Origin of the sequence: uncultured Arcticibacterium sp., from assembly GCF_964021845.1 — a bacterium.
GTDB lineage: Bacteria > Bacteroidota > Bacteroidia > Cytophagales > Spirosomataceae > Arcticibacterium.
Map to the genome: position 1 here is coordinate 1,382,079 of NZ_CAXHZC010000001.1, position 26,051 is coordinate 1,408,129.

General features: G+C 37.1%; 25 protein-coding genes. 15 read left to right on the plus strand and 10 right to left on the minus strand.

The window, feature by feature from the left end:
* The first annotated feature begins 65 nt into the window (after window positions 1-65).
* The 3 genes from AADJ06_RS05910 to AADJ06_RS05920 all read left to right on the plus strand — a co-directional run bounded on the left by AADJ06_RS05910 (window position 66) and on the right by AADJ06_RS05920 (window position 2,003).
* Window positions 66-554, plus strand: coding sequence for an antitoxin Xre/MbcA/ParS toxin-binding domain-containing protein (locus AADJ06_RS05910; protein ID WP_341225484.1), 489 nt, complete (start codon window positions 66-68; stop codon window positions 552-554).
* The gene (locus AADJ06_RS05915; RefSeq protein WP_341225485.1) at window positions 554-1,015 is read left to right on the plus strand and encodes an RES family NAD+ phosphorylase; all 462 of its coding nucleotides are present in this window, start codon (window positions 554-556) and stop codon (window positions 1,013-1,015) included. The genes AADJ06_RS05910 and AADJ06_RS05915 overlap by 1 nt, the downstream gene beginning before the upstream one ends.
* Before the next feature lie 94 nt (window positions 1,016-1,109).
* Window positions 1,110-2,003, plus strand: a complete 894-nt coding sequence (locus AADJ06_RS05920) for an NAD(P)-dependent oxidoreductase (RefSeq protein WP_341225486.1) — start codon at window positions 1,110-1,112, stop codon at window positions 2,001-2,003.
* Window positions 2,004-2,105: 102 nt separating this feature from the next.
* Here AADJ06_RS05920 and AADJ06_RS05925 read toward each other — a convergent pair whose 3' ends face one another.
* The 4 genes from AADJ06_RS05925 to AADJ06_RS05940 are packed head-to-tail and all read right to left on the minus strand — an operon-like array spanning window position 2,106 to window position 3,946.
* The gene (locus AADJ06_RS05925) at window positions 2,106-2,309 is read right to left on the minus strand and encodes a hypothetical protein (RefSeq protein ID WP_341225487.1); all 204 of its coding nucleotides are present in this window, start codon (window positions 2,307-2,309) and stop codon (window positions 2,106-2,108) included.
* A gap of 17 nt (window positions 2,310-2,326) precedes the next feature.
* A complete protein-coding gene (locus tag AADJ06_RS05930; protein ID WP_341225488.1) occupies window positions 2,327-2,806 on the minus strand; it encodes a hypothetical protein in 480 nt (159 codons plus the stop codon).
* A gap of 2 nt (window positions 2,807-2,808) precedes the next feature.
* Window positions 2,809-3,429 (minus strand): hypothetical protein, encoded by a 621-nt coding sequence (locus tag AADJ06_RS05935; protein ID WP_341225489.1) that lies wholly within the window; start codon window positions 3,427-3,429, stop codon window positions 2,809-2,811.
* A 28-nt stretch (window positions 3,430-3,457) separates the two neighbouring features.
* Window positions 3,458-3,946: a sigma-70 family RNA polymerase sigma factor gene (locus AADJ06_RS05940; protein ID WP_341225490.1), complete on the minus strand. Its 489-nt coding sequence runs from the start codon at window positions 3,944-3,946 to the stop codon at window positions 3,458-3,460.
* A gap of 144 nt (window positions 3,947-4,090) precedes the next feature.
* Here AADJ06_RS05940 and nagA point away from each other — a divergent pair, with 144 nt between their 5' ends.
* Entirely contained in the window at window positions 4,091-5,191 is a 1,101-nt protein-coding gene (gene nagA / locus AADJ06_RS05945) for an N-acetylglucosamine-6-phosphate deacetylase (protein WP_341225491.1), read from the plus strand.
* On the opposite strand, the gene AADJ06_RS05950 is transcribed toward nagA, so the two are convergent.
* Complete coding sequence (locus AADJ06_RS05950; RefSeq protein WP_341225492.1) at window positions 5,188-6,609, minus strand: S41 family peptidase; 1,422 nt, start codon at window positions 6,607-6,609, stop codon at window positions 5,188-5,190. The two genes, nagA and AADJ06_RS05950, sit on opposite strands and share 4 nt — an antisense overlap.
* A gap of 156 nt (window positions 6,610-6,765) precedes the next feature.
* Here AADJ06_RS05950 and nusB point away from each other — a divergent pair, with 156 nt between their 5' ends.
* From nusB to AADJ06_RS05975, 5 genes are all read left to right on the plus strand, one after another.
* Complete coding sequence (gene nusB, locus AADJ06_RS05955; RefSeq protein WP_341225493.1) at window positions 6,766-7,872, plus strand: transcription antitermination factor NusB; 1,107 nt, start codon at window positions 6,766-6,768, stop codon at window positions 7,870-7,872.
* Between the two features lie 63 nt (window positions 7,873-7,935).
* Window positions 7,936-8,265 (plus strand): YtxH domain-containing protein, encoded by a 330-nt coding sequence (locus tag AADJ06_RS05960; protein WP_341225494.1) that lies wholly within the window; start codon window positions 7,936-7,938, stop codon window positions 8,263-8,265.
* On the plus strand, window positions 8,262-8,699 hold the full coding sequence (locus AADJ06_RS05965; RefSeq protein ID WP_341225495.1) for a DUF1573 domain-containing protein: 438 nt from the start codon (window positions 8,262-8,264) through the stop codon (window positions 8,697-8,699). Before AADJ06_RS05960 ends, AADJ06_RS05965 begins: the two co-directional genes overlap by 4 nt.
* Window positions 8,700-8,731: 32 nt before the next feature.
* Window positions 8,732-9,013, plus strand: coding sequence for a preprotein translocase subunit YajC (gene yajC / locus AADJ06_RS05970; RefSeq protein WP_341225496.1), 282 nt, complete (start codon window positions 8,732-8,734; stop codon window positions 9,011-9,013).
* 107 nt (window positions 9,014-9,120) lie between these two features.
* On the plus strand, window positions 9,121-9,423 hold the full coding sequence (locus AADJ06_RS05975) for a DUF721 domain-containing protein (RefSeq protein ID WP_341225497.1): 303 nt from the start codon (window positions 9,121-9,123) through the stop codon (window positions 9,421-9,423).
* A gap of 22 nt (window positions 9,424-9,445) precedes the next feature.
* On the opposite strand, the gene arsB is transcribed toward AADJ06_RS05975, so the two are convergent.
* The 3 genes from arsB to AADJ06_RS05990 are packed head-to-tail and all read right to left on the minus strand — an operon-like array spanning window position 9,446 to window position 11,478.
* Window positions 9,446-10,495, minus strand: a complete 1,050-nt coding sequence (gene arsB / locus AADJ06_RS05980) for an ACR3 family arsenite efflux transporter (RefSeq protein ID WP_341225498.1) — start codon at window positions 10,493-10,495, stop codon at window positions 9,446-9,448.
* Window position 10,496: 1 nt separating this feature from the next.
* Window positions 10,497-11,114, minus strand: a complete 618-nt coding sequence (locus tag AADJ06_RS05985; protein WP_341225499.1) for a protein-tyrosine-phosphatase — start codon at window positions 11,112-11,114, stop codon at window positions 10,497-10,499.
* A gap of 34 nt (window positions 11,115-11,148) precedes the next feature.
* A complete protein-coding gene (locus AADJ06_RS05990) occupies window positions 11,149-11,478 on the minus strand; it encodes a metalloregulator ArsR/SmtB family transcription factor (RefSeq protein WP_341225500.1) in 330 nt (109 codons plus the stop codon).
* 274 nt (window positions 11,479-11,752) lie between these two features.
* Here AADJ06_RS05990 and AADJ06_RS05995 point away from each other — a divergent pair, with 274 nt between their 5' ends.
* From AADJ06_RS05995 to AADJ06_RS06020, 6 genes are all read left to right on the plus strand, one after another.
* Window positions 11,753-12,310 (plus strand): RNA polymerase sigma-70 factor, encoded by a 558-nt coding sequence (locus tag AADJ06_RS05995; RefSeq protein ID WP_341225501.1) that lies wholly within the window; start codon window positions 11,753-11,755, stop codon window positions 12,308-12,310.
* A gap of 9 nt (window positions 12,311-12,319) precedes the next feature.
* A complete protein-coding gene (locus tag AADJ06_RS06000) occupies window positions 12,320-13,312 on the plus strand; it encodes a FecR family protein (protein ID WP_341225502.1) in 993 nt (330 codons plus the stop codon).
* A 114-nt stretch (window positions 13,313-13,426) separates the two neighbouring features.
* Window positions 13,427-16,807 carry a TonB-dependent receptor gene (locus AADJ06_RS06005; protein ID WP_341225503.1) on the plus strand — a complete coding sequence of 1,127 codons (3,381 nt, stop codon included), beginning with the start codon at window positions 13,427-13,429 and terminating at the stop codon, window positions 16,805-16,807.
* An 11-nt stretch (window positions 16,808-16,818) separates the two neighbouring features.
* A complete protein-coding gene (locus tag AADJ06_RS06010) occupies window positions 16,819-18,324 on the plus strand; it encodes a RagB/SusD family nutrient uptake outer membrane protein (protein WP_341225504.1) in 1,506 nt (501 codons plus the stop codon).
* A gap of 130 nt (window positions 18,325-18,454) precedes the next feature.
* Window positions 18,455-19,753, plus strand: coding sequence for an ADP-ribosylglycohydrolase family protein (locus AADJ06_RS06015; RefSeq protein ID WP_341225505.1), 1,299 nt, complete (start codon window positions 18,455-18,457; stop codon window positions 19,751-19,753).
* A 305-nt stretch (window positions 19,754-20,058) separates the two neighbouring features.
* The gene (locus tag AADJ06_RS06020) at window positions 20,059-20,970 is read left to right on the plus strand and encodes an EamA family transporter (protein ID WP_341225506.1); all 912 of its coding nucleotides are present in this window, start codon (window positions 20,059-20,061) and stop codon (window positions 20,968-20,970) included.
* Window positions 20,971-21,329: 359 nt separating this feature from the next.
* Here the strand turns inward: AADJ06_RS06020 and AADJ06_RS06025 are convergent, their stop codons facing one another.
* Entirely contained in the window at window positions 21,330-22,880 is a 1,551-nt protein-coding gene (locus AADJ06_RS06025) for a RagB/SusD family nutrient uptake outer membrane protein (protein ID WP_341225507.1), read from the minus strand.
* Between the two features lie 12 nt (window positions 22,881-22,892).
* Window positions 22,893-26,003: a TonB-dependent receptor gene (locus AADJ06_RS06030; RefSeq protein WP_341225508.1), complete on the minus strand. Its 3,111-nt coding sequence runs from the start codon at window positions 26,001-26,003 to the stop codon at window positions 22,893-22,895.
* Window positions 26,004-26,051: the final 48 nt, after the last annotated feature.

Below are 26,051 nucleotides of genomic sequence, written 5' to 3' on the forward strand. Positions count from 1 at the left end.
TTAACGAATTTTTGTCGTTTATATAAGTATAATTGTCGTTATTTAAGTATTGAAACTTAAGTCAAATGGAAAAAACATTATTAAAACGTGATAGCAATGAATTAAAAACATTCATCAAACACTTTGAAAGAGGAAAGGGTATAAAAGCCACAGAGGTTACTTATTCTAGGTTTCTAAGCGATAAACTATTGGTAGCTAAGGCTGTTAAAAGAGGTGTACCAACCGTACTTTTTTCCGAAATAAAATCTAATTCACCATTTAACGACATTCAATGGTCGGCATTTTTGGACATCAATATTCGTACACTTCAAAGATACCGCAAAGAAGAAGGGCATGTATTTAAGCAAATTCAAAGTGAAAAAATATTCGAACTAGCTGAAGTAGTTGATTTAGGTAACAAGGTTTTTGATTCGCCAGAAGATTTCACCATCTGGCTTAACACACCTTCATTAGCTTTAGGAAAAAATAAACCAATAGATTTATTGGACACTTCATACGGTAAGGATATCGTAATGGCTGAACTAAACCGAATTGAATATGGCGTTTTTGTCTGATGATAGTCTACAGATTAAGTCGTAAAAAATATAAAGATGAATTATCCGGCTATGGAGCCTCTTTAAGCGGCCAAAGGTGGAATTCAAAAGGCTCAGAAGTTATTTATACTGCACAATCACGAGCATTAGCAAATAGTGAAGTCGCGGTTCATATTGCTTTGGGCATTTTACCGAGAGATTATTTCATGGTAGAAATAGAAATCCCAGATGAATTAAAAATTCTAGAAATTGCTTTTAAAGATTTACCTGAAGGATGGAATGCCTTACCTTCTAAGCCGGATAGTCAAAAATTTGGTGATGATTTTGTTAAATCAAATACACACGTAATTCTCAAAGTTCCAAGTGTTGTGGTTAAGGGAGAATATAATTATATCCTAAACTCACGTCACCAAGATTTTTCAAAAATTAGAATCATTAAAACAGAACCCTACCCTTTCGACCCTCGATATTTTAATACCTAAAGAAGATATCAAGTTTCTTAATTTCCCTTCTTTGCTTTGTTTCGAAACTAACATAGCTTTGTAAAAGAGTAAACCCCAAAAAGCATTAATACACATGAGAATATTTTTTACAGGCGGCTCAGGAAAGGCAGGAAAACACGTGATACCTTATTTGCTAGAGCAAGGGCACAGCGTTTTGAATGTAGATTTGAAGCCCTTGGACTACCCAGGCGTAGATAACCTTATTGCCGATATTACCGACTCTGGACAAATGTTTAATGCTATGAGTTCTTATGCCAACTTGGGTGAATTAGAAGCTGGTACTGGCGTACCAAAGTTTGACGCTGTGGTGCATTTTGCTGCGGTACCTCGAATTCTCATAAATCCTGATAATGAAACTTTTAGGGTCAATACTATAGGGACATATAATGTCATTGAAGCAGCTGTGAAATTAGGTATTAAAAAAATTATCATTGCTTCGTCTGAAACCACATATGGTATCTGTTTTTCAGATGGAGAAACCGACCCAAAAGTTTTACCACTACGAGAAGATTACGATGTAGACCCAATGGATAGCTACGGTTTATCCAAAGTGCTGAATGAAAAAACGGCTCGAAGCTTCCAGCGTAGGTCAGGTTTTGATATTTATGCTCTTCGTATTGGAAATGTTATTGAACCTCATGAATACGCTGAATTGTTTCCTAACTATTTCAAAAACCCTGAAGTCAGACGAAGAAATGCCTTCTGCTATATTGATGCCCGTGATTTAGGTCAAATAGTGGATTTATGTTTGAAAAAAGACAAGCTTGGCTATCAGGTTTTCAATGCCGGAAACGACCATAACGGTGCCATTATACCAACTAAAGAATTAGCCGAAAAATTCTTTCCAAACGTGCCTATTAATGAAGACTTAGAAGAGCACGAAGCCCTATTCTCAAATCGTAAAATTCGTGAGGTATTAGGCTTTAAAGAGCAGCATAATTGGCGAAAATATGTAAAAGGGGAGTGATTTTTTATTTAAATGCTGAAGACTGAATACATTTAAAATCTACAACCTAACTCCTATGGGTCAGCCACAAATAGTAGTTCCCCCCTGTTTCACTTAATTTAGCTATCTACTACATTTATCTTTATTCATATTACTCACAGCACTTCCTGACAATAACATAATATGAGCAAACGCTCCACAAATCAGAATATTACTAATGCCTTTATAGTAACCTGATTCTTTTAAAATTGCTGAACATGCCATCATTACTCCAGCCCATATTAAAGCACTTACTATTACTGGGATTGCTTTTCTTAATTCTTTCATTTTTTCTATAGTTTAAATTATGCTGCGGAGAGCATTGCTAGCAGATAGCCCGAAGCAAATCCGCTTAGGATGCATAGCTCTTCCATATCGTTTATTTGTTTAATCGTTTCTATGTCGTAGTTGTAACTAAATCTCTTCCAATTAAAAGCGGGAATTAGTCGCAGCACCACCTCTTGCTTTTCATCATAGACATCAAATTTCCCTTTAAAAACGCCATTGTACTTTACAGAGAACTCTCTTTGACGTTTTTCAGAGTCTCTAATCTTTATTTGCATTCTCCCTCGCCAATTAAACTCCATACTTCCCACCTCTCGCTTATTTCTAAAAATCAAGATTTTCGTTCGCCAAAAATTAGCGGGCTTTATTTCAATAAGATTGCCTTTAAGCCTAGACGAAGCCTTGCTAGAATACCAATTTTCATAAACTACATCACTAATAACTTTATTTCCGTCCAGAAGCTTAAAACTTCCTTTACCTGATGTTGATTCTATTCGCATAATTATTGTTCGTCTATTTGTTCTATTGCCTCACCCGCAGCCTTCATATTTTTACTATAAAACCTAAAAAGAAAATAGACCATAGGCACAGCAATCAATATGGAAAGGCCAATTACCGAGAAGAGCTCCTCTTTAGCAGCAGCAAAGTCCGTGAAAATATCTTTTCCAATAAATACCTTCAAAACCACAGGAATAAAAAATAACATAGTAGGTAAACTACTCCAAACACCCACTTTTTTATAAAAGACCGATGCCTTTTTTAGGGCTATAAAGTTCTGTTGGCTTTCTTCTATACTGTTTTCCAGAAGATTTATCTTCTTCATTTTAGCAATGAAATCCCATGATATATATCCAGAGAAAATAAATAATGCTCCGCTCAATAAAGCACAAACCGCCAGAGGTGTAGTTTGGAAACTTCCATTCAGCATATTTAATAATAAACCTACCAGCAAGGCCATACACATACCTAAGCCACCGATAGTTTCAAAAAGAACCATCTTGCCTAAGCTATTCTTACTCTTTTCATGAGCCATTTTCAAAATAATTTCATTCGTGAGTTTTTTCTGTTTTTCTAACTCCCCACTTAGCTCTTGCCAAGTTTGTTTCATTTCTTCTAATTCCATATCTGTAATGTTTATAGTAAAGCTGTCGCTAAACTTTAGCAATACCTTTCTTCAATTTTTCCTTTATCCTGCCCATTCTAGTACCTACATTACTTACGGTCAGTCCGGTAATCTGAGCAATCTCTTGATGGCTTTTATCTTCTAAAAAAAGTAATATCACCGCCTTTTCTATGTCATTTAGCATACTAATATGTTGGTACAGGTCTTTGCTTCTTTGCTCTAAAACGGGGTCATAAGAATCTTCCAAAACATGCAGTCCTGCGTCAAAAGACACCATCTGCCCTTCTTTTTTAGTCTTTCTTAGGCGGCTGATGGCGGTATTTAGTGCCACACGATACAGCCAAGTAGAAATTTGCGACTGGTTTTTAAACTTCTCAAAAGCCTTCCACAGCTGCAGTACTATTTCTTGGTATAAATCCTTCCTGTCTTCGGAATCATTTCCATAGACAGCCGTCACCTTATAAATGAGGGCTTCATTTTCTTTAATAGTTTCTACAAATGCGTTTTCTGTATTCAAACCGTTTTTTTATGAATTCAATTAGTTAGTCGTAGGCTGTCCAAAAAAATCACAGCATCAATCAAATATTTTTAAGATTATTATTTCAACAGCCCAAAAACATTTTGATAATATTACCTTTAAGGTACAAAAACATCAGCCCAAATGCCCGCCATTTCTACCAAAAGACTTTTTACTGCAGGTACCGTTTTCAATAATAAAACCATTACCTATGAAAATGGTAAAATCACGGCCATTGAAGACTTTCAGGGTACTCCCAAATATCAGAACATCGCTGCTCCATTCTTTGACACCCATATAAATGGTGGCGAAAAGCTGTATTTGACTGAGCAAGTAAGCATGGAAGCCATTGATGATATTTTCACCGCCTCTGTAAAAACAGGCACATTCTATGTTTTGCCCTGTGTCATTACCTCTTCTCCTGAAAACATTTTGAAGGGCTTAGCCGCCATTAAGGAATACATGAGGCTAAATCCAAAATCTGGGGTGATGGGCTTACACCTAGAAGGGCCATTCTTAAATCCAGTAAAAAGGGGAGCACATTTGGCCAAATATGTCAGAAAACCGAGCAATGAAGAGCTTGCGGGCATCTTGGCGGCTGGCAAGGGAATTATCAAATTAATGACCATTGCCCCTGAACAGTTTACCGACGAACAGATAAAAATGATACAAGCCGCTGAAATTTGTATTTCGGCTGGGCATTCTGATGCCACCAATGTAGAAGCTAACCATGCCTTTGACTTAGGAATAAACTTGGTGACACACCTCTTTAATGCCATGTCTGGTTTACATCATAGAAAACCAGGTCTTGTGGGTGCCACCTTAGCACGTAAAGAAGTTTGGGCTCCCATTATTTTAGACGGCAAACATTGTGATTTTGACGCTGCCAAAGCGGCTTTCAATGCCAAACCAGATAGGCTTTTCATTATTTCTGATGCTTTATTTTTAGGCCAAAAGAAAGTAAAGTTTCAATGGAAAGAGTTTGACGCCACCCTCATTAATGGTGAATATATCAACAGCGATGGCAACTTAGCAGGCTCTGCTGTTTCTGTAGGGGAATGCATTAAAAATGCCGTGGAGCAAGTTGACATTCCGCTTGAAATAGCTATTGATATGGCTACTGAAAGACCAGCAAAGGCTATTGGCTTAGAAAAGGATATTTGTAAAGTAGACGTGGGCTATCCAGCTATTTTCACTTCGTTTAATAACGACCTAAATACATTTGAAGTATTAAACAAGGCTTAGTTGCCTTTTAACTTCTCTATCAGTATCCTTTCGTAGCTGTCTATATTTTTGTCAAAATCTTCTAAAGTATACTCTACTTTTATATCAGGTTGAATAAAAAAGGATTCATCCGCCTTCTGGCTTCTTGCATGCACTATTCTGTACTCCGGAATTCTCACGCTGATTTTACTATTCGGTAGCTTGGCTATATACCAGCTACCAGCATGGCTTCCCCAATTCGCTCCTCCAGGGATAGTTCCTATAAAAGTAGCTCTGTCCATATTATCTAAAAGTGAAATGGTAAAAGTGGTAGCCGAATATGAAGCCGCATCCATAAAGACGTAGAGTTTTTCTTTATAAACGAGCTTAGAAGGTTTCTTTTTAGCGGGTTTCCCTGTAGCTCTATATCTATATATACTATCTTTTTTATTAAAGTAAAGTGGGGCTAATAATGGCGTGATTCCCTTTAAAGGTGAAAACACTTTGAAATAGGCCGATCTTTTAAAAGCCATGGTGTCAATCAGCTTATAAGGCTCGGATGCCACATACTTCATTACTTTAGATATGTTAGGAATATAGCCACCACCATTTGACCGAAGGTCCAAAACCAAATGCTCTATTGAATCTTTCTTGGCTTGCTTTATTTGCTTTCTAAATTTTCGTTTAAACTTAGTTTGAAACAAATCTAAAGGCGAGCCTTTAAAAACAAAAGATGTCACATCTATTTTAGCCAAAGCCAATGTGGAATCAATCACGGTATAAGACAAGTTTTTTCTGATTTTCTCAGGATACCTATGTGCTAAAATAGCACCCATTTGTTTTGTGGTAATGGTGGCTAGTTTAAACTGTATTACGGAATCCTTTTCCATATTTCTTAGCACCAAATTCACAGTGTCTTTCAAATCAAAGAACTTAGGATAGTAAGCATAAAGCATTTTGGTGGCATAAAGTTGCTTGGCATTCTCATTCCCATTATCTGTTCCTATATTAGTTTTTAAAAATTCCTTAACACTTTCTATAGACTTCCCATCAATTTCCAAAAGCTCTAAACCTCTTACCAAAGTAGTATCGGCAGAAGCATTATACTGTATCAAGTTTTTGCCCTCCACCTCTGCCATAATGAATGGAAGCTTATAAGGATGCTCTTTCCGCCACTTTTTAGGATGTAAAAAACCTGTATGCAAATCTTTAATTTGATAAATTAATGGAGAGATTTTAAGAAACAAATCTACCTCTGAAATAGAATCCGTTAAAGAAGCCTTAATTTCCAAATAGTTTTTTTCGTAAGCCTCCGGAGATTGATACCTAAATAGGCCGGGATGAATTTGCTGCATTCTCTTATACAGCACGTCTATATCTTCTTTTGCCTCATCAGCACTGAGTATCTGAGCTTTTGCTCCAATAGAGAAAAGTATAATGACAAAAAAAAGACGCCACATACAGCTTAAAGTCAATTCTTAGATTAATTATATTGAATACTTTCAAAATTAGGCTGAAATAGGCGTTTATCTTCAAATCCTTTTAATTATCTTTGCGGCACATTAACAGTTCTTTGAATAAATATGCTGAACCGCCGTCTTATCCGAATTAGGGCTATGCAATCTTTATACGCCTACGAGCAGTCTAAAAAGGCTAATTTCTTACTAGCCCAAGACATGATTCATGAGGCCTTTGCTCCCGACCTAAACTCCATGGAAGTTCAAGACCGAGTAAAACTTCAGGGCTTAACAAAGTTAGGAATTCAGCAATTGGAAGATGATTTTTCTATTGAAGGTGACAAAGAAGACTTTGAGCAACCTAATGAAGTAAAACTAGCCGTTAGTAAAGCTACCAGCTACTTTCTTGAGAAAAACAAAATAGATTTTGACAGCCTTATTTTACGCACTGCGAAAGAGGCCGATAAAGTTTTTGAGATTTATTACATGCTGCTAAACCTATATTTAGCCTTGGCAGAAATGTCAGACAGAGATATAGTTCATCCAGGAAAAAGCAGATTAAGCAGTAATAAGTTAATAAAAGAATTTGCGACTAACCCTGATTTAGAGAACATGACCCTGCGTCAGACTTTTAGATGGGATGAAGAAGTTGATTTTGTAAAAAGTCTTTACAACCAAGTTTTAAAGAAAAACCCAAAGTATCTTGAATACTGCGAAAAACTAAATCATACCTTAGAGGAAGACACAGCTCTGCTAAAGTATTTAGTTAAAAACGTTTTCTTGAAAAATGAGGTTGCCGCTAATTTCTTTGAAGGACAGCACCTTTATTGGTCTGAAGACAAAGAAACGCTAAGAGCTATGGTAGCCCATAGTTTTCAAAATTTCTCGGAAGACAATAAACTAACAATAGCCAAACCAGATGAAGTTTGGCAGGAAAGAAAAGATTTCCTGATGGTTTTGTTTAAAAACGGCGTTAAAGAAGAAGAAGAGTTAATGAGAACTATTTTGCCTAGCCTTAAAAACTGGGAGTATGATAGAATAGCCGAAACAGATAAGATTCTTTTAAAAATTGCATTGATTGAAATGAAGGAATTCCCTGGAATACCTGTCAAAGTAACAATCAATGAAATAATAGAAATAGCTAAAACATACAGCACCCCTAAAAGTGGGCAGTTTGTGAATGGTGTTTTAGATAGGCTTTCAAAAGAGCTCGTTGCCAAAGGTGACATCAAGAAGACTGGCCGCGGAATGTTGGATAATAAATAAGTTAGAATCATTGCCTAAAATGGCTTTTTAAGATAATTTTAAGCACTAAATCAATAATAGATCATGAGTAAATCGTCAGGTTCATTTTTAGCATTCATAGCGGGTCTTGCAGCGGGAACTGCTATTGGAATTTTATATGCTCCGGAAAAAGGAGAAGTAACAAGAGACAAACTGGCTGATACTTTAGGGAAATATCGTATCCAGTTAGAAGAATTCATAGCCGACCTTATAGAAAGAGGTGACGAGGTAGCCATAGAAATGGCTGGTGGTGGAGATGTAGACAGCAAAGCAAAAGCTGACGGAAAAAAAGTAGTGAACGAAGCCCGTCAAAAAGCAGAAAAACTACTGGAAGATGTAGAAAATTTAATGTCACAAATTAAATCGAAAGCATGAAATATATAGCTAGTTTACTTTTGGGTGTGGTTTTGTTTTCATGCAATACCACAGCCACCCAGGAAAGCTCATCAGAAGAGGCTTCGCTTTCAAATGCTAAAATTAGCTTTGAATCACCATCGCATGACTTTGGAACCATCACAGAAGGTGACCAAGTATCGCATGCATTTAAGTTTACAAACACTGGAACTGACCCACTTCAAATTACAGCAGTGAATGTATCTTGTGGCTGTACCGTGGCTTCAAAACCAATAGGTATGGTAGGCGTAGGTCAGTCTGACGAAATCGTTATTAACTTTAACAGCACAGGTAAACCAGGTGTCAATAAGAAAACGGTTTCTGTGCTTTCAAATGCACAAAACCCTTCGGAAATACTTTCTTTTACTGCCACAGTAAATAAGGCAGCGGGAGAAACCGACTCTGAAAACCTTTAGAAAATTAACCTTAAAACCGAATAACAATCACTATGGTATTATTACAAGCAGACGCAGGAGCAGGAAATTATAGTTTTTTAATATTAATGGCAGGTATGTTTGCTGTTATGTATTTCTTCATGATAAGACCGCAACAAAAAAAGCAGAAGGAACAACAACAAATGGTTAACGAATTAAAACCAGGTGACGAAGTAGTTACTTCTGGCGGGCTTCATGGTAAAGTAGTAGCTACAGACGATGAGACTGTAACCATATCTACTGGCGGTGCAGCTAGACTCACTTTTGAGAAAAATGCCATCGGTAAGAAAAAATAAGTAAACCCACATGCTGAAGACCTGTTTGCCTAGTGTAAGCAGGTCTTCTTCTTTTTATATCCAAGTATTTTTTGTAGCTTACATACACAGTGAATCAATATAATAAAGTGAGAAGAAACGCCAGAGATAGCCAAGCTATGCCTTTAAAGGATGCCCTAGATGCATTCCTGGATTCTTTTAACTTAAAATCCAAATATAACGAGACCCAGCTAGTAGCTTCTTGGCAAAAGATAATGGGTCAAACAATAGCTTCTAGGACTGATAAAATCTTTATAAGAAGTAGCACGCTCTTTCTTAGAATTACCTCTGCCCCACTCCGTCAAGAATTGGTCTTAGCCAAATCAAAACTCATCACACTCATTAATAAGGAAATGGGTCAAGATTTGGTAAATGACGTGGTTTTCATCTAGGTTCTAAGTTTTGCAAAGTCCCCTATGTTGTAATAGTAGGAAAGTACTTTTTCCTTAACCAAAAGGAAACTCTAACTAATAGTATCAAAGCAGGCACCTCTACTAAGGGACCAATTACACCAGCAAAAGCTTCACCTGAATTCAAACCAAAAACTGCAATGGCCACCGCTATAGCTAATTCAAAGTTATTTCCTGCCGCCGTGAAGGCTACAGAAGCCGTTTTATCATAAGATGCTCCCATGGCCTTGGTCAGGAAAAATCCAATGATAAACATCAAAGTAAAATAAATAAGCAATGGAACGGCTATAATTACCACATCCATTGGAATCTCTACTATTAGTTCCCCTTTTAAGGAAAACATAACGATGATGGTGAATAATAAAGCGACCAAAGTCATAGGTGAAATAGCTGGAATAAACTTCTCAGTATACCATTTCTCTCCTTTTAACTTCACTAAAATGAATCTGCTTAAAATACCCAGAAGAAACGGAATACCTAAGTAAATGGCTACGCTCTCCGCAATAGTCCCAATAGAAATATCGACTATGGCTCCTTCAAATCCGAAATATGGAGGAAGAACCGTAATAAACAACCATGCGTAAAAGCTATAAGCAAAAACTTGGAAAACACTATTCAATGCCACCAATCCAGCTCCGTACTCATTGCTGCCTTCAGCTAGGTCATTCCAAACCAACACCATGGCAATACAACGAGCTAAGCCTATCAAAATAAGACCCACCATATAAGAAGGATAATCTCTCAAAAATGTAATGGCTAATAGAAACATTAAAACTGGGCCTATTACCCAGTTTAGCAAAAGTGAAATTGATAAGATTTTAGTGTTCTTGAAAACCTTAGGTAGTAATGCATAATTCACCTTTGCCAAAGGCGGATACATCATCAATATTAGACCTATAGCTATGGGAATATTAGTACTTCCGCTACTAAATGAATTTATGATATCAGGGAAAGTTGGAACAAAATAACCAATGGCTACTCCCACACCCATTGCCACAAAAATCCATAAGGTTAGATTTCTGTCTAGAAAGCTTAATTTCTTTGCTTGTGCCATATTATGCTTGGATTTGAGAGAATACGTAAAATAATTCTGTTGCTATTTGTAAACTTCTTTCCATATATTTTTCAGCTTGCTGAGGCGTATTGTCAAATGCTTTAGGATCTTCAAAAGTTATAGGAATTCGCTTTTCTGCTCCTTCTATAAAAGGGCAGGCACCATCTGCACTAGAACAAGTCATAATGGCAGCAAAAGCCGACTTTGGATTAAAAGCTGCATCAAGCTTCTTTGAAAAACAAATTATTGGATGTTGGTTAGCATCATACTTGACACTGTAAACCGGATTATCTCCTTTTGAAAGCGTTTCAATCTGAAAGCCCGTATTCTTTAAGGTCTCTGCAGCCATTGGAAAAAGAGCCGTAGCCTCTGTTCCTCCAGAATAAGAAAACACCTGCTTTATATTAAAATGATGAGCCAATGTTTGTGCCCAAACCTGAGATAAATGACTTCTGCGTGAGTTATGAGTACAAATAAAGTTCAGTCGTATTTCTTCATTAGCATTTACCTTTACCTGAACAAAATCTATCAATGGCTTTAGCGTCTCTTTACGTGAGGCGGAAATGGTTTCAACATTCAGTGTTGAAATGGTTTGATTAATTTTAGTAAATAATGACATCGTATATTTTTGGTTTGTTATATAAATATTTTTTTTAACAGCAGGTTTTACTGCTGATATCTTGTTCTAAAAAATCAAACATGATGGCTTTCATTTTGGCCCATTTTTCAGAATCAATGCAGTAACACACGCTAGTTCCTTCTACACTACCCTTTATGAGCCCTACCTTCTTTAATTCTTTCAAATGCTGAGAAATAGTAGCTTGAGCAAGGCCTATTTCATTCACCAAATCACCACAAACGCAGGCGTCAATTTTAAATAAATGCTGTAAAATTGCGACCCTGGCTGGGTGACCAATAGCTCTAGCAAGTACCGCTATTTCGTTTTCTTGGTCCGTAAATATTTCTGTTTTTGATAAGCCCATCTCGTTTTTTTATTACTTAATTGTAATAATACGATTAATGTATTTATTGACAAAACTATTTCTACTTACAGAAAGAGTTTTTATAATTCTGAAATAAGCTCTAAACCTTGGCTACCTTTAATAAAGAAGAATATCTCCAGTTTACCATCCCCTAAAACCAGTGGCTCAAAGAGCTTAAATGCTATAAAAGATAATTTTTCAAGTATTTTATAAAATTATTTAGGGATTTGGTGGACTTGTTCTACTCTTAACTAAACCTGTTGAAATTTAAAAAATGTTGAGCTCTAAAAATACAGAAGACCAAGAGTTGGTAGGCTTCCTTTTTGAAAGCAAGAAATGGGCTTTTGAGGAAATCTATAAGCGGTATTGGAAAAGATTATTGGGCGTGGCCTTTCACCATATAGGTGTAATGGAAGAGGCTGAAGGTTTGGTACAGGAAATTTTCTTAAGCCTGTGGAAAAGAAGAAACGACGTGGTAATTAAAAGGCTAGACCTTTATTTAACCCTCGCTATCAAAAACAAAGTTTACGATTATATCAAATCACAAATTAGCTATCGAAAATATCAAGAATACTTGATTTTTCAAGAGCTAAAAGTTCATTCCGACACCGAGAACATTGTTAATTATCTGGAATTGACAAAAGCCGTAGAAAAAGTATTGGACAGGCTTCCTGAAAAAAGTGCCGAAATTTTTAAACGAAGTAGGTTTGAAGACCAGTCGGTAAAGCAGATTGCTGGAGATTTAAACCTAAGCTCCAAAGCCGTAGAATACCATATCACTAAATCATTGAAATTTCTTCAAGAAAACTTGAAGGCTTATCACTATAACTAATCTTGAATTATGACTCTTAAAGAGTTTAACGATTTATCAAAAAAATATCTAGCTGGTAATACCAGTGAGGAGGAAGATAGGTTCCTGAGCGAATGGCAGGAACAACAGCCAAATGACGAAGAACTACCTTTGAGTAAGGTAGAGGAGTTTGCAATAGAGAAAAGAATTTGGAAAAACATCAATAAAGGTTTAAACCAAGAAAAGATATTTACACTTAAAAGATTATTTATTGCGGCCGGAATAGCCGCCACTTTACTTTTAGGTTTTATTTACTTCTCGCCTGATTTAAACAGCACAAAGGCGACACAACTTTCAGAAAACAAGAGACAAGGTATTGAGCTTAAAAACACCTCATTTAAAAAGGAAAAAGTAAAATTAGAAGATGGCACCGTAGTGGAGCTTTCAGAGAATAGCAGCCTGATTTATGGTAAAGGTTTTAATAAATCTAAAAGAGAAGTTTATCTCAAGGGAGAAGCGTTTTTTGAAGTAGAAAGAGATGTAACTAGGCCATTTATAGTTCATACTGGCGAATTAACAACTGAAGTTTTAGGCACTAGTTTCAAAGTTAAGCATAACAAAAAAACGCGTAAGGTTGAGGTAGAAGTGGCTACAGGCAAGGTATCGGTTTACAATGAAAAGAAGTCAACCAAGAATAAGAAAAATGGCGTCATAATCACACCTAATCAAAAAGTGATTTTTGATGAGGTGTCAGAAAATATAGAACAGAGTATTGTTAGTAACCCTAAGCCCTTGGAAAAAGAGAAAATGGTGACAAGTGCCTTGGTTTTCACAAGCATACCTTTAAATAAAGTACTCTCACAGCTTTCTGTTATCTACGGAATTGATTTTGTTATAAATAACTCAAAATTACAAGAATGTAAAATCACCGCAGATTTAAACGATTTAACCATGTTTACCCAGCTCGAGCTTATTTGTAAATCGATAGACTCCTCGTATGAGCAGAGAGGGTCTGTCATATTTATAAATGGCGAAGGGTGTTAAAAAAATAAGCCGAAAATGCTACGAACATTTCCGACTTAAGTGTACTGTTCATGTTTTGACCGCACGAACATATACGATTTCAGTTTCTTAATCATTAAAAAACTTTTTAAAACTATGAAAAAAAAGATACCTATTCCAAAACATCTCTGGAAGTTTATGAAAATCACTGGTCTACAGATTATTCTCTTACTTATAGGATTAAGTTTTGCCTCGGCTAAAGAATCGAGTGCACAAGAGGTTTTAGATAGAACTATTACCTTAAAAACAGACAAGCAGGAACTACGAGACGTACTTAAACAAATAGAAAAACAAGCAGAAGTTAAGTTTGTTTATAGTACTAAAATAGAACCAGGGAGACTTTTATCTATTGACCTAAAAAAAGCAAAACTCTCTCATGTACTTGACAATATCCTAAAGCCCGTTTCAGTAGGTTACGAGGTTATAGAGAATAGGATACTTCTAAAAAAGCTTTCAAAAAAACAAACTTTTTTAATAGAAGAGCCAAAAGAAAAACTATCTAATCAGGTAACCTTACTCGAAATTTCAGGTACTATAAAGGATGAAAATAACTTAACACTTCCGGGTGTTTCTGTTATTCTGAAAGGTAGTCTTACTGGAACAACCTCTGATGCAGATGGCAAATACAAAGTAGCGGTCCCTGATGAAAAGGCTACTTTAATATTCAGTTTTGTGGGTTATGTAAGCCAAGAAGTACTAGTAGGAACCAAAAGCACCATTGATATTACTTTAAAAACGGACGTACAAACACTTGAAGATGTAGTGGTGGTAGGCTATGGTACCGTAAAAAAATCAGATTTAACAGGTGCTGTATCTAGCGTTAAGGCAGAAGAAATAGCAGCATACCCAGCTGGTGGAATTACCCAAGCCCTTCAAGGTAGAGCAGCGGGCGTTCAGATATCTTCAAACAATGGTGACCCAGGTGCTTCATTTAAGATAAGAGTTCGTGGTAGTTCTTCTATTAACGCCAGTAGTGACCCCATCTTTGTGGTTGATGGTTTTGTGGGAGGCCAGTGGCCACCACCAGAAGATATTGCTTCTATTGAAATATTAAAAGATGCTTCTGCCACAGCCATATATGGTTCAAGAGGAGCTAATGGGGTAGTAATGATTACTACCAAGCAAGGGAAAGCAGGCAAAACGCAGATTAATTTCAATACTTCTTATTCTTCTCAAAATGAAATTAACCGATTAGATCTCCTTGATGCAGACCAATTTACCGATTACATTCAAGAGGTTAATCCTGATTATGTATCGCCGGGTGGCAGCACAGACTGGCAAGACCAAATGTTCAGAACTGGAGCAATTCAAAACCATCAGCTATCTTTTTCTGGCGGAAATCAAAATCTAAAATACTATCTATCAGGTTCTATTTTTGACCAAAAAGGTATCATCATTGGTTCTGACTTTGACAGATACTCCCTTACTAATAACCTATCTTTTAAAGTAAACAACAAAATCCAAATAGGGATGAACATGTTTGCTCAGCGAAGTTCCAGAAATGGAATTGTAACCCAGGAAGGGTCTGGGGGGTCTGGAGGACTAGGAGTTGTTTCGTCTGCTTTTAGATTTATGCCAAACCAAGATATTTTCAATCCTGACGGAACTTATACTACAGCCCTTTTAGGAGACCCTATTGATAATCCTTATGCTTTAGCAAGAGAACCAGAAAATGAAACAATCGCGGATAGGATACAAGTGAACTTCTCTGCAGATTTTGAAATATTGAAGGAGCTTAAATTCAGAACTACTTTGGGAGCATCAACCACCAATACGCGGGCAGCTACATTTACACCTACAACTTTAAATGCAGGTAGAAATGTAGGTGGCAATGCTACTGTAAATGGCGGTAAAAGCACCAATATTATTAATGAAAACTACCTAACTTTTAGTAAAACTTTTGCGGAGAGGCACAATGTAAATATCTTAGGAGGTTACTCCTATCAGAAAACCAACGGTGAAGGCTGGGGAGGAAGAAGTCAAGGCTTTATATCTGATGCACTTTCTTACTGGAACTTGGGAGCTGGCTCTGTATATCAAGCACCTAACTCTGGAACATCAGGAACGCAGCTATCTTCTTATTTTGGACGCGTTAATTATGGTTTTGACAATAAGTATTTATTTACTTTCAACGGACGATATGACGGTTCTTCTAATTTCAGCAAAAATAATAAGTGGGCTTTCTTTCCTTCGGGAGCATTTGCATGGAATATCATGAATGAAGACTTCATGCAAAACTTTGACCTATTTACCTCTTGGAAAATCAGAACTAGTTATGGTATAACGGGAAATCAAGCCATTAGCCCATATCAAACCTTAGCTCGTTTCTCTCCGGTATTTACCATTCTGAATGGATCTCAAGTAAATGCAGTTAGACCAACCACAGTGGCAAATGATAACCTAACCTGGGAAACCACAACCCAGTTTGACATAGGAACTGACATAAGTTTTGCTAACAATAGATTTGTTTTAACAGCAGATTATTATTCCAAAATAACCAAAGATTTACTTTTTGCTGTTCCTCTTCCTCAATATTCTGGTTATCAGACTCAACTAAAAAACATAGGTAAAGTTGGTAATAAAGGAATAGAACTTGGTTTAGATTCAAAAATATTAACTGGTGAATTTAAATGGGATTTAAATTTCAACATCTCAGCCAACAGAAACGAAATACTTGAATTACCAGAAGGCTCAGATATTCAGTACGCAGCAGGTCCCGGCCATATGGTAGGCCTTGGAAATACCAATATCCTAAGAGTAGGTGCCCCAGTAGGTAGCTTCTTTGGATGGGTATATGATGGCGTTTATCAAGAAGGAGACGAATTTCTTCCTGGTGGTGGTTTTGAACAGATAGCCGGAGGAGAAAAATTCAGAGATATTGATGGTTTAAAAGATAACAACGGCCTCTTAACCGGGCAGCCTGATGGTGTTTTAAATTCTGATGATAGAGATATAGTTGGCGACCCAAACCCTGATTTCATTTGGGGATTAAACAGTAACTTCATCTGGAAAAACTTTGACCTTAGCCTGTTTTTCCAAGGTTCTTACGGAAACGACCTATTGAGTTTTTCTTTGTTAGAAATAGAGTCTATGGCCGGTAGTTATAACTCTACCACCAGGTCTTTAGAGAGATGGACACCCACAAACACTGACACCGACATTCCAGTAAGGTCTGCAAACAGGTCTCAAAGAGTATCTACAAGGTGGGTTTATGATGGCACGTACGCTCGTTTAAAGAACCTAGCTCTAGGGTATAACTTACCTGCAAGTGTAGCTAGCAAATTAAAAATGAGTAAAGTAAGAATTTATGCTAGTGCTCAAAACATCCTAACATTCACAAAGTATCCAGGGTATGACCCAGAAGTAAACTATAACTCTGCTGGAAGCGGAAGTAGTTCTAACAGAAATCTTGGTCTGGATTACGGAAGTTATCCAAATGCCAAGTCATATACCATAGGATTAAACATAGGCTTATAAATAGTAAAGACATGAAAAAATTAATAACAATCATATTAATTGGCCTTTTAGTAAACGTAAGTTTCTCTTGTGCCGACTTAGAAGAAAACCCAGTGGGCTTACTCTCTCCTGAAGCCTTTTACAAAAGCAAAAGCGACGTAGAAAGTGCTATTTTTGGTGCCTATAGCTGGCTAGCTTCTGAAAATATATTTGGAAGACAATTTCAAGGCTCCATCATGTTAAAAAGTGACATGGTAGACATTGGTAATAGAAGTACCTCTCCTGAAAGAGTCCAAATTAATGACTTCAAAATGGACGACAGCAACGGCATGGTTGCACGGTTTTGGCCAATTTGGTTTCAGGTTATCAGTGCCGTTAACTCAGCAGAAGCTGGTGCTCTAAGTTTGGACCTACCAGAAGACGAAATAAACCCATTGATAGCTGAAGCTAGATTTGTGAGAGCCTTTAGTTATTTCCATCTGGTAAGGTGTTTTGGCGACCTTCCGTACATTGACCAGTTTGTTAATGACCCTAGTTCTGTCAAAACTGTTAGCAAAACTACCGAAGCAGAAATCTACAATAAGATTATTGCCGACATGGATTATGCTAAGCAATGGTTACCTGACAAGCAGCCTAATGATATAAGAACAAGACCAACGGCTGGGACTGCGGCCAGTTATTTAGCTTCTGTATATCTGACCTTACAAGATTATCAAATGGCTTATAATGAAGCCAAATTTGTAATTGACAATAAAGATAGATTTGGCTACCGACTAGAAAGCGACTTTCAAGACCTTTATAGAGCTGAACTTGGCGACCAAATAAAGGAAACAATATTTGCATTTGATTTCTTAGGGCAAATTAACTCAGGAAATGCCAATGACGACAGTATGCCTCCTATGGTGGGCACAAGGCATCCCCTAGTTCAAGGTTACGGTGTTTTGGTGCCATCAATGAAGGTCTATGAGACTTGGGATAACCGAGATTACAGAAAAAGAGTAAGCTTTGAGGATACTTTAAAAATAGACGGTCAGGTAGTGCCTTATTCAGAATTCCCTGACCCAAGACCTCACATTGCTAAATGGAGAAGGTTCCCAGGTAACTCTGGGTCAAATGGAAGATACTCTGACTTTAACTATCCTGATTTCAGATATGCAGAAGTTTTACTTATTGCAGCAGAAGCTTCCGCAGAAATTTCTGGACCAAACGCAGAGGCGTATGGCTATTTAAATCAAATCAGAGAAAGAGCTAGAAACGAAGCCGGGGTTCAAAACGCCTTCCCCGAAGATGTTCCTACTACTTTAAACAAAGCTGATTTCATTGATTTAGTTTTGGATGATAGAAGACTTGAATTAGCTTTTGAGTGGAAACGCTGGTACGATATCAAAAGAAGAAACCTAGGCGAGCAGGTTTTTAAAGGTGCTAACTCATTAGAACCAAGACCTGAGTTTGACGCTAGTAGAGATTATCTTTATCCATTACCAAGAACTGAGATTGACCTAAATCCAAATCTAAAACCTCAAAACCCTGGATATTAGTCATACCTAAGTTTAAAATAAAAATGGTCATTTAAGTGTTATAAATGCCGTCAAAATTGACGGCATTTATCTTTTAAACTTCTCTTAGACCACCACATATAATTTGTATTAAATTCTAAAAAATTGAAATATGAAACTAAACAAAAAGGCTTTTGCACTAATTCTGCCAGCTAGAGCAAATGCTACTTTTTCTAAACTATTACTTCTTACCTGCATTCATATTATCCTTACTGGTAGCTCAAGTTTTGGACAAGCTGTTCAAACCATAGAGAAACAGGAACTTAGAGATAAAATAGAAGCGTATTGTTTAGGTCAGCTAGTTGGTAACTATATCGGATTTCCGTTTGAAAATACGTATAAAGAAGAGCCTATTCCTATACTAATTGACCGCTACTACACCATTAAAGACCTTCAAACGCAGAACCTTCTCATGAATGAAAATGATAGACGTGCTCATGGTGATATTATGGCCGACGCAATGGGAGGAGCCTGGAGCGATGATGACACCGATATAGAATTTGTTACTCTGCATGCCGTAGAAAAATATGGACTAGACATAAATTACAGTGAAATTACTGAAATGTGGAAAGCACATATTAATAGGTTTATTTGGGGGGCAAATAGACGGGCAAGAGATTTGATGGAAGATGGAGTGCTACCTCCAAAAACAGGAAACAAAGAGAATAACCCACACTGGTACAGAATCACATCACAGTTGGTTAATGAAATATGGAGTGTTTTCTACCCTGGCATGCCAGACCATGCTGCCGAAAGAGCCGAATGGGGTGCCAAAATTATGTGTGACGACTGGGCTGTGCATGCCACTCAGGCATACGCAGTTATGTACAGTGCAGCTTTTTTTGAGAAAGATGTTAATAAATTAGTAGCTCAAGCTGCCAATAGTTTGCCTACAAACAGCCCATACAAGAGAGGTATACTAGACGTAATAAAATGGCATAAGCAGCACAAAGACTGGTACACTACTCGCCAGCTAATTCACGATAATTACTATGAATACGTAGATGACTTCAAGGTTCCCGACCCTTACCTATCTTCAGTAGTTAATGGCTTGGCTGGAGTAATGGCAATTCTTTACGGACAAGGTGATTTCCTAAAAACTGTGGCCATATCTGTAAGTGCTGGCTATGATTGTGACAATCAAGCCGCCACATGCGGAGGCTTATTAGGCGTTATAAATGGTACAAAAGGCATTCCAGAAGACCTACTTTTAGAGTTACCCTCAAGAGGGAAATGGGAAGTCCCATTTAATAACACATACATTAACTACTCAAGAGATGATTTACCTAATTACAACACCATCTCAGACATAGTTGATAGAATACTAGCGATTACCGAACAGGCTATTGTTGAAAAGGGAGGCCATAAATATCAAAAAGATGGTAAGACTTTTTATCAAATATTAAAATAGGGATTTAACATAGACTTTTGACAAGTTCCATGTTTTAAACTTAATCCAAACCTCAAAATTCTGAATAATAATTAAGTAGTACATAGAGAAAGAGTGGTTTATTAGTTTGTATAAATGCCGTCAAATTTGACGGCATTTAACTTTGGCCTATAGCCTACCATACGCCAATTTAAAAGCATACTAATAGCACTATTCCCTAGTTTCTTTTAAAGAAAACCAACTGCCTTAAAAATAAACAAGCCTTAAACTTTTTACACTTGCTATTCTTCTAATTTTGTTGACTTAAATAGTAGTAAATTTATCTGATGAACTTTTTCAACAACTACAAAAGCAATCTTTTCCTTAACCTTCTTTTAGTATACATTGTTTGGGGAAGTACCTACATGGGGGTCAAAATAAGTTTAGAAGACCTTAGCCCTCTCCTACTCACTGGCTTACGCTTTTTTATTGGTGGTCTTATCCTATTTATTTTCCTCTTGTTTGCAAAAAAAATGCCTAGTCTTAAAGACGCAAAAGGAAGTATGTTTATCGGATTACTTTTGACAGGATTTGGAACTAGTTCACTGGCTTATGCCATTCAGTTTTTACCTTCTGGCTTGGTGGCACTTTTAGTAGCACTTTTACCAATCTGGATGTTCCTTTTAGATTTCTTTTTCTTTAGCAAAGCCAAACCTTCCTTACTTTCGGGTTCTGGAATGATAATAGGCCTAATTGGAGTTCTATTTTTATTTAATCCTTTCGGCTTAAAAGGTGGTATCAGCTCTACTGAAATTATACCTATTCTAATTGTATTTTTCAGCTCGCTCATTTGGGCATTTGGCTCCTTAATGAGCACAAAAACTAGACAAGCTAAAGGCATGGCTGGCTTAAGTTTTCAAATGTTAGCTGGGGGGATTTTTGCACTCTTTGCATCCATATTTTTAGAAAGTAATCAGCTATCTGCTATTCAAACCATGTCTAGTTCTACTTTGATGGCCATGGCCTATTTGATTTTCATTGGTTCTTTCATTGGTTATTCAGCCTATATCTGGCTTATCAATAATGCTCCACCAATTTTAACATCGACTTATGCTTTTGTAAACCCCATAGTTGCCATTATTATCGGCTTTTACATCGCCGACGAGGTATTAGATTCCTCCTCTGTAATAGCCAGCGGACTAATTCTCCTTGGAGTAATAGGTATGACTTTAGGAAGAAGAAAAAAGGGAGAGTTTTAATACATATTTACGCCATCATCCGTAAAAGCAACCGTCTCTTTTCGGGTAATAATTCCTTTGACCTTGCTTACTTAAACCTCTGACAGTAAACCGTCAAACGCATTGACAATGATTATTTTTTCAGCCACGTGCTGCTACATTTTACCAATAAGCATGGTGTTTAAACATCTGAAGCGGAAATATCTATCACTTTTGGGCAGTCAATTTGCCTGTTCAAAAGCTTAAATTAAGATAAGAATTTCAATCTTCATGTTGCCTCCTGGCCTTTGTTGCTTTCACTATTGCTAAATAAAACTAAAAAGGGGAAGAAGTAAAACTTCTCCCCCAAAACACACTTCAGGTAAACTTAAACTAGGTTATTAGTAATTTGGGTTTTGAACTAGGTTTGGATTTCTATCTAGTTCACTTTGCTGAAAAGGTAATAGGTAGTTTTTAGGTAAAAACTGCATAGGCTGTGAACCTACCGTAGGCATACCATTAAGTTTTGACTCTGCCAACTTCCAACGTTTTAAGTCAAAATAACGCAAACCCTCCATAGCCAACTCCACTCTACGCTCGTCACGAATATATTGACGTAAGGCTTCTTTGGTGCTGTATTCGCTTTGTGCTACTGGCGGCATATTTACCGTAGGTCTTGCACGAACTTGGTCAATAGCAGAATACACGGTAGCATCAGGACCAGAAGCTTCATTTTTAGCCTCAGCATACATTAAAAGTACATCAGCATAACGTAAATGAACATAATCTTGGTGCGATGTAGGAGCCGTAGCACCTGAAATAGGCACCTTATTAAGGTCTACATATTTCTCCATTATGAAACCAGTCAAACTTGGATTGTCTATCACCTGCTCTACTTGGGTAGTTGGGTTGGTCCATGTTTCACTTGGAAGTTTCATGGTCATGTACAAACGAGGGTCACGGTTAGCATAATTAGTAGTATCCAACGATGTGCTGTTTGCCATTTTTCCATCTGTCATTTGATAGCTGTCCGCAAAACTTTTGAAAGGCTGTAAAAGGGCCCAGTTGGCCATTTCTATTTCATAACCTGCTGGCTGAGGAGAAGAACGCTGTGGGTTACCAATGGCATAATTGGTAGAGAACATAATCTCACAGTTTATTGACGGATTTGCCTGTCCATTCTCCAAGAAAATATCATTATAACTATTAGCCAATTGGAAATTCCCACCATCAATCACTTGTTTCAAAACGGTGGCAGCGTCATTCCATTTTTCTTGTGTTAACAATACTCTACCAAGCAAAGCCTGTGCACTCCCTTTAACTGCGTGACCCATATATTTGGTATCTGGCAATTTAGAAATTGCAAAATTCAGATCTTCCTCAATTAATGCATAAATCTCTTCTTGGCTACTTTTAGCTATTCTTCCTTCATCAATGGTAGTGAAGTATTTCTTGTAAAGAGGTACTTCTCCAAATAACTGAACTAAATCAAAGTAACTCAAGGCTCTAATAAATCTTACTTCTGCCTTATAAATATCTAACTGATTAGCAGCTACGTTTTCTTGTGCCTTGTCTACATTTTCAAGGAACACGTTACAACTGGTGATGGCACGGTATGGCGACGAATACATGTTTGAAATAGCTCCACCTGTAGTAGGTGAAATATTCCCCAAGGTCATTTCAAAAATGTTTCGTTGGTTAAAGTTTATAACACTATAAGCATTATCTGTAAGACCTTCAAAATAGATTCTTTCATAACCTAAAAAGTTACTTTGTAAACGTGAATACACACCAGCTAAGCCGGTTTCTACATCTGCCTTCGTTTTCCAGAATCCTTGACTGGCCACACTGTCCAGTGGATTTTTATCTAGAAAGTCTTTCTCACAAGAGCTCAAGAAAAATACCAACAAGACGGTAATTGAAAATTGTGAAATTTTATATTTATTCTTCATTGTAATACTTTTTTAGAATTTAAGATTTAAGCCAAAGTTCAGGATTCGAGCCTGCGGATACGACATGTAAACATTCGTATAAGAAGTTAATGAACGCTCAGGGTCTTGCCCTTCAAACTTTGTAAATGTTAACAGGTTATCACCCGACACAAAAACAGTACAATCTTTAGCTTTAATTTTACTCGTAATATTATTAGGAATAGCGTAAGACAGCATCACACTTTTCAAACGTAAGTAAGATCCATCTTGCAAGAAATAAGTAGAGTTGCTATAACTGTTTACACCAGCATATCCGTCAGTATGTAATGCCGGAAGTACATTGCTTGGGTTTTCAGGAGTCCATGCATCTCTCCATTTTGTCATTGGCGGCATTCCTCCAGCAAAAGGCTGTGGTCCCCAATATGACATCACTGATTTTTGACCTTCTATCCCTTGGAAAAAGATGTTTAAACCAAACTGCTTGTAATCAAAGTTAACACCGAAGTCATAAGCAAATTTAGGGTATAAACCATTGACCGGCTGACGGTCATCACCATTAATAACACCATCACCATTAAGGTCTTTCATCTTTAAATCACCTGGTTTTTGATTAGGATTTAAAGTACTAGTTGGTAATGAACCATTACCAATATCAGACTCCTGAATGATTCCATCAAAAATGTATAGGTTCATTTGGTTATACGGGAAACCAACAGCTCTAATAGTGTTTCCAATACTTGGAGAGCTAATATGAACTACCTCATTTTTATATTGCGAAAGCTGGAAATAAGCATTGTAGTTTAAATCGTTAATACGATTACGGTGTTTCAAAGACAATTCATAACCACGGTTACGCATTTTACCATCATTTAGGGTAGGGTCTGATAATCCCATACTAGCAGGAATAGGCTGCTTGGCAAGAATATTATAAGTAAACTTATCAAACCAGTCAAAAGTTACTCCAAATAATCCGTTCTTAACTTCTAAGTCAAATCCTACATCTGCAATTCTCGTAGTTTCCCATCTTAAACTCTGGTCTCTAAAAGTATTAACAACTGCTCCCTGCGTTAAAGAGGAACCGTATGGATAAGCCACCGTAATGTCAAGGTTATCATGATATGCATAAGCTCCAATATCGGAGTTTCCTAAAATACCATAAGAACCTCTTAGTTTTAAGTTGCTTAGCCAACTTACATTATCTTTCAAAAAGCCTTCTTCAGAAGCTACCCAACCAGCAGATACTGAAGGAAATACACCCCATCTATAATCTGGCGACACTCTAGACGTTCCGTCATAACGGATATTACCTTCAAGCAGATATTTGTGCTTAAAAGAGTAATTAACACGTCCAAAAACAGACTGTAATGACCATTCATAAGGAGCATTATAGCCCAACATTCTAGCTGTTTGTTTAAATAACTCTTGATTTTCAGCTGTATAAGCTTGTAACTCCGTAAGGTCAGGATTTACGGTATTAGAGCGTGTAGCTCTAAGCTGCTGATGCCTGAAGCTGTTCTGCTCATAACCTCCCAAAAGCATGACGTCATGGTCATCTGAAAGTGTAGTTTCATAGGTAGCTACAGAGTAAAAAGTTTTGGTATAATCTTTAGAATAATCATCCGTTACACCTAAAACATCCGCATTTTTAGGAATAGCAAGGTAATCTCCAGTTACAGGGTCTTTTTCATGTAATGAATAAGCCGTATAATTTTGCTGATGCATTTTGTAGAATATATCTACATAGTTTACCGCCGCTTTTGTAGTTAATTTAAAACCTTTAAAAGGCATGAAGTCTACGTAAATCTGAGGGTTTAAGTTAACCTCTTTGTAATACTGATTTCCCATCAGAAACGTTTCCTGAAGACTAGGTCTACCACGTATAGGAGCTTCTCCAGCATACGACCTCGTTACAGGACGGCCACTTCCGTCTGGAAGAAAAGGCTCATTAAGCGGGCTAGTAGTATAAATATACATTGGCGTAAATAATGAGTTAGCAGCAGGCTGACCTGTGTATTTGCTTGTAAGATTTACCGATGTTCCAATGGTTAACCACTTACTAAGTTCTAGGTCATTTTTAACAAGACCGTTATATCGGTCAAACTTATAACCCGGAATCATAGAATTCTGGTTAAGAGCATTGAAAGAAACACTGTATGTATTTTTTTCGCCACCACCAGATATAGACATGTTGTTATTCGTAACCGTAGCATTCTTAAACCAATAGTCAATAGCGTCAAAATTAGGATACTCGCTACTTCCTGCTGGTGCATTACGGTAAGCATCAATGTTCGCTTGAGTATAAGGCAATGCTTTTCCATCGTTGGCAGATGCCGTATTTAACATTTCCATGTACTCGGCAGAGTTCGATATTAAATCTGGCAATCTAGTGGGAGATTGAACAGATATATTACTACTAATTGTAATTACTGGAGCACCCTTTTTACCTTTTTTAGTAGTCACCAAAATCACACCATTGGCAGCACGTGCTCCGTAAATAGCCGCCGAAGAGGCATCTTTTAAAACAGAAACACTTTCAATATCTGCAGGAGAAAGGTTTGAAAGAGAACCTGATACACCATCAATCAAAATCAAAGGGTCATTCCCCGCACCAAAAGAGCCCATTCCTCTAATACGAATGTTGGGAGTATTCAAACCAGGCTCAGCACCCGGCTGTGTAACCACCACTCCGGTAAGGCGACCTTGGAGTAAGTTGGCAGAATTTGTTTGAGGTCTTGTGGTTAATACTTTCCCAGAAACGTCATCTACAGAACCAGTTAAGTTAACTTTTTTCTGAGTTCCGTATCCTATAACCACCACTTCCTCTAAGTTTAGGAAGTCATCTTGCAATACCACGTCAATATTAGATTGGTTGACAATTGTAATTTCTTGTGTTTTCATTCCTATGAAAGAATATACTAACACTGCATTATCAGGAACACTTATACTGTAACGCCCTTCTTGATTTGAAAATGTTCCGACGGTGCTGGCTTTCATTGCCACAGACACACCTGTTAAAGGCTCGCCTGATTCGTCTGTAATTTTTCCCGTTATAAGCTTTGTTTGACCAAAACCTTGCAAAACGCAAAAGGAAAAGAAAATAATAGTAAAATACCTGAGGTATTTAATAAATAGAGTTGACTTCATAATATTAAGGTTTACATTAGAAATGTGATTTTCTGGTTAAAAAGTATA